Annotated in this window: 5 protein-coding genes; 2 read left to right on the top strand and 3 right to left on the bottom strand. The window is 41.0% G+C overall.

Features of this window, described 5'->3' with window-relative positions; genetic code table 11:
• The coding region (locus tag WBN20_RS12250) for an aromatic ring-hydroxylating oxygenase subunit alpha (protein WP_424281891.1) at window positions 1-422 on the bottom strand (422 nt) is incomplete at its 3' end.
• Between the two features lie 59 nt (window positions 423-481).
• Here WBN20_RS12250 and WBN20_RS12245 point away from each other — a divergent pair.
• Window positions 482-1,798, top strand: coding sequence for an amino acid permease (locus tag WBN20_RS12245; RefSeq protein WP_424281890.1), 1,317 nt, complete (start codon window positions 482-484; stop codon window positions 1,796-1,798).
• Window positions 1,799-1,808: 10 nt separating this feature from the next.
• Window positions 1,809-2,687 carry a dimethylarginine dimethylaminohydrolase family protein gene (locus tag WBN20_RS12240; protein ID WP_424281889.1) on the top strand — a complete coding sequence of 293 codons (879 nt, stop codon included), beginning with the start codon at window positions 1,809-1,811 and terminating at the stop codon, window positions 2,685-2,687.
• Between the two features lie 3 nt (window positions 2,688-2,690).
• Here the strand turns inward: WBN20_RS12240 and WBN20_RS12235 are convergent, their stop codons facing one another.
• Both WBN20_RS12235 and WBN20_RS12230 read right to left on the bottom strand, forming a co-directional pair.
• Window positions 2,691-3,404, bottom strand: a complete 714-nt coding sequence (locus tag WBN20_RS12235; protein ID WP_424281888.1) for a tRNA1(Val) (adenine(37)-N6)-methyltransferase — start codon at window positions 3,402-3,404, stop codon at window positions 2,691-2,693.
• The coding region (locus WBN20_RS12230; RefSeq protein ID WP_424281887.1) for a sulfatase family protein at window positions 3,401-4,750 on the bottom strand (1,350 nt) is incomplete at its 5' end. The genes WBN20_RS12235 and WBN20_RS12230, both read right to left, overlap by 4 nt.

The raw sequence follows: 4,750 nt of genomic DNA, 5'->3' as shown, positions 1-4,750 counted from the left end.
GGAAATTTATTGAGGTTGTCACATGGCCTTGGAAAATTCTCAACGTCTTCAAATTCTGGCATATGCTCCATTTTTCCATGCAGATCGAAGCTTCTCCCATGGTAACCGCAAATCAATTTTTTAGCAGTCTTTGTACTTTCCACGACTAAATTCCCGCGATGCGTGCACACGTTTGTAAGACAGGAAATCCTGTCTTCCTTATCCCGGGTTAAAAGCATGGGTTCAGTTAAAAAGTTATCAAGCAAAATAAATGGATACGCGTTCTGTCTGGAATCCACCAAACCCTCATGTCCAATCCATTGCCAGGACCTGTAAAAAATGCGTTCCCTAACTGCCTCAAAAAAAACAGGATTGCGATAAAAAGAAGCGGGTAAAGTTTCTGCCTTAGTTATATCCGGGTCTATTTTAAATTTTTCCGTCACGAGTAATTTAATTTGTACATTTAAAAATATATAATTCTTTTCAGAACCAGCCAAAACCAATGAACCAAAGCAAGAATAAAAAAAAACTCGGGCTATGGATGAGTACGTCCCTGGTAATTGGAAATATGATTGGTGCAGGTGTTTTTCTTATGCCTGCCGCTCTTGCAGCCTATGGAGGAATCAGTATTATTGGATGGCTAGCTTCTTCAATGGGTACTCTTGTTCTGGCATTGGTTTTCAGTAAGTTAAGTAAATTGTTTCTCAATAAAAGTGGGGGACCCTATGCTTATACAAGAGCCGGGTTCGGGGACTTCGCCGGATTTTTGGTGGCCTGGGGATATTGGATTTCCATTTGGGTTGGTATGGCAGTAATGGCCATCGCCTTTGTAAGTGCTTTAACAGTGTTGTTTCCGATGTTAGAGGAAAATTCGATCGCTTCGGTCTTGACCGGCCTAGGTGCTATTTGGTTGCTAACCTGGGTAAACTCCAGAGGCGTCAGGGAATCAGGAAAAATACAAGTTGTAACAACCTTACTTAAATTAACCCCTTTACTAATGATTATTGTTGGGGGCTTTTTCTTTTTTAATATTGACAACTTTATACCTTTCAATGTAAGTGATTCATCAAGTTTTGAAGCCATAGCTATAACTTCAACTATGACCCTCTATGCTTTTTTGGGATTTGAGAGTGCAACTATTCCTGCAGATAATGTAAAAGACCCCGGGAAAACCATACCGATGGCTACCATGTTAGGAACAATTATAACCACTTTGGTTTATATATTGGGAACAATAGCGGTCATGGGGATGGTTCCACTTCAGGAACTTGCGGTGTCGCCAGCACCATTCGCCGATGCCATGGGGATTATGACCGGGGAATTAGGACGTGAGCTGGTTGCTGGTGGTGCAGCAATTGCTGCTTTTGGAGCACTTAACGGATGGATCCTAATTGTTGGTCAATTACCAAGGGCGACCGCAAAGGATAAACTCTTTCCAGGAATTTTTAAAAAGGAAAACAAACGAGGTGTCCCTGTTTATGGGATGCTGATCGGCAGTGCCTTGGCCTCAGGGGTAATGCTAATGAATTATGCCGAAGGCCTGGTTGAGCAATTCAGGTTTCTAATTTTACTTGGCACCTTGACTGCCTTAGTTCCGTATCTCTTTACTTCGGCTGCCTACGTTAGTATACTTTTAGAAAAAAAGCTGCCCTCACAACCATGGTTGGGAATATATGGTATGGGTAGTTTGGCTTTTTCTTACTCTCTTTGGGCCATTTTCGGGGCAGGTGAAAAGGCTGTGTTTTGGGGATTTATTTTGTTAATGGTCGGAATACCCTTTTATGTATTTGTGAAATGGAGAAATAAAGATTCCACATAATAATTATTCGATGCAATATACCTGTCAATCTGAGTACAAAAAATTGGAATCCGTTTTCATCAAAACCGCTGAGGAAGCTTTTATTAATGAAGAGAAGCTAAAAAAAGAATGGCTTGCCCTTAATTACCTTTCCAAACCTGATCTGACCAGGGCAAAAGAGGAGTATAAGACCTTTAAAAATTTGCTTGCCAAAGAAGTGCCTCACATAAGTTGCTTCCCTAAGTCTGCATCGGTTGCTATAGATTCCATTTACTGCAGGGATGCCAGCATAGCCACGGATTATGGAATGATTATTTGCAATATGGGCAAACAAGCAAGGGCTTTGGAACCCAGCGCACAAATGAAATACTTTGAAGCTAATAAACTTCCAATTCTGGGAACCATAAAAACCCCGGGTACTCTTGAGGGAGGTGATGTGGCCTGGTTAGACAAAAATACTTTGGCAGTTGGGCATACTTATCGTACTAATTCATCTGGAATTAGACAGCTAAAAGAATTGCTGGCCCCATATAATATTGAAGTGGTGGTGGCAGAACTACCCCATTATAAGGGTGCTTCAGATGTGTTTCACTTAATGTCTATATTAAGTCCGGTAGATAAAGATCTGGTAGTCGTTTATTCCCCGCTGATGCCAATTTCATTCAGAAATGAATTACTACATCGTGGTTTTAGTTTTATTGAGGTGCCGGAAAGTGAATTTGAATCTATGGGCTGTAATGTGCTGGCCATTGCCCCCAGGCAATGCATAATGGTAGCAGGTAATCCTTATACCGAAAACGCTTTACGCGCAGAAGGATGTACTGTTTTTACTTATATGGGACAGGAAATCAGTTACAAAGGTGGTGGTGGTCCTACATGCCTTACCCGACCAATCCACAGAATGGATTAAACCTTACATCTTCAGATAGAAATCTTTTGTCAGATTTATATAATCTTCTGTAAACTCGTGTCTTGACTTTTCAATAATTAATTCATTTGTCAATACCTCGGTTTTTTTAAAATGGAATTCTATTAGGCTTCTCTTAACTTCAGAATCCGGATGTCCTTTTACTCTCAGTAAACGTACCGGATAAAGTTCAAATTTCAGTGCCTGCTGTAGTAAGCTCTTTTCTTCTTTAAAAGGAACTACAATCGCAAAACTTCCATTTTTGGAAAGCAATTCAGACACTCCTTTTAAAAGAAGATTGAAAGGGAGGGAACTATTCTGTCTGGCCTGGTCCCTGGCAATATTACCGCTGGTAACTTGTTCAGAATAAAAAGGGGGATTTGAAATGATAAGATCATATTTATCATCTATTTCATCAAGGAATTCATCAAGCGAGGCATGATAACAAAACAGTCGGTCTGACCAGGGTGAAGCTTCGAAGTTCTCCACACATTGTTCAAAAGCTTCCTCATCTATTTCAATGGCATCGATGGTATTTGCATAACATCTTTGAGCCAGCATTAACCCAATGATACCAGTACCGGCACCAATATCCAAAACTGATTCAGGTGAATTAGAGATGTTCGTCCAGGCGCCCAATAAAACGCCATCTGTACCTATCTTCATGGCACAGCGATCCTGATAGATGGTGAATTGTTTAAATTTAAATGGTTTTCTCATTCAATGGTACCCGCCGGTCTGTTTTCAGTTCCGTTCATTTCCTTCAATGAATCCCCTAATTTATTTCGCATCGTATCTGCCAGTTGTTTAATTTTTTCGACTACTTCAGGATATTTACCTGCTACGTTTGTAGTTTCACTTAAGTCAACCGAAAGATCATAGAGTTCAATTTCTTTTAAATCAAAATACACATAATCACCGGGCAGACCATCCTTGCCTGGCTGTTGACCTTCCATTGTTCTATAATTATGAGGGAAATAAAGTTTCCATTTATCATACCTGACACCGTGAAGTTCGTTCACTCTGTAATAAAAATAATAAGCCTCCTGGGGGCTTTCTTTACTATCCCCACTAAGTAATTTCCAGACACTTTTACCGTCGATAATACCATCAGGTAATACAGAACCTGTTATTTCGGCCAGCGTAGGTAAAATATCTATGGCCATAACTGGGGTATCAAGATTCCGGCCTCCTTTTAACCCATTGGGGTATCTTATTATAAATGGTTCTCTATGACCCCCTTCCCAGGCCGTACCTTTTCCTTCTCGAAATGGCAAAGCACTTCCCGCATGATTCCCGTATGATAACCAGGGACCATTATCTGAAGTGAAGATAACTACCGTATTCTCATCCAGATCAGTCGCTTTTAAAGCATTTAAAATCTGTCCTACAGACCAATCAATCTCCATTATAACATCACCATATAATCCTCTTCCCGACTTGCCTTCAAACTTTTCAGAGACAAACAAGGGCACGTGGGGTTGCGGATGGGGCACATACAGGAAGAAGGGACGATCTTTATTCCTGTTTATAAAATTTACGCTTCTCTCCGTGATTTGTGTGGTTAATTGAGACTGGTTAGTTAAGGTGTCTATTATAGTTTCGTTCTCATATAATGGTAAAGGTCCAAAATTAAAAACCGGACCCTGTTGGGGATGCAGAGGCCACATATCGTTGGAATAGGGAATACCAAAATACTCATCAAACCCGTGCTTGGTTGGTAAAAAATCCGGATGATCCCCTAAATGCCATTTCCCAAAAATACCGGTGGAATATCCCTTTGCTTTAAGCATTTCGGCTATGGTGGTTTCAGAAGCATTAAGCCCGATTTTGCTATCGGGCATAAAGGCATTATGGATTCCTATGCGATTTGGATAACAGCCGGTTAACAGCCCCGCCCTTGAGGCCGAGCAAACTGCCTGGGCAGCATAAAAACTACTTAACATAATGCCTTCATTTGCCATCTGATCCAGGTTGGGTGTTAAGATGTCATCAGCTCCGTAAGCGCCAACATCCTGATACCCCTGATCGTCGGTGAAAATAAGCACAATATTAGGTGGGGCGGC

It is taken from the genome of Eudoraea sp. (assembly GCF_049665975.1).
In the GTDB taxonomy this organism is placed as follows: domain Bacteria; phylum Bacteroidota; class Bacteroidia; order Flavobacteriales; family Flavobacteriaceae; genus Eudoraea.
Note: the sequence above shows the minus strand (reverse complement) of the source record. Positions and strands in the feature narration are given on the sequence as shown.

Excerpts from the sequence above, each read along its gene's own strand:
- WBN20_RS12245 (WP_424281890.1), top strand. The coding sequence starts at position 482 with ATGAACCAAAGCAAGAATAAAAAAAAACTCGGGCTATGGATGAGTACG.
- WBN20_RS12240 (WP_424281889.1), top strand. The coding sequence starts at position 1,809 with ATGCAATATACCTGTCAATCTGAGTACAAAAAATTGGAATCCGTTTTC.
- WBN20_RS12235 (WP_424281888.1), bottom strand. The coding sequence starts at position 3,404 with ATGAGAAAACCATTTAAATTTAAACAATTCACCATCTATCAGGATCGC.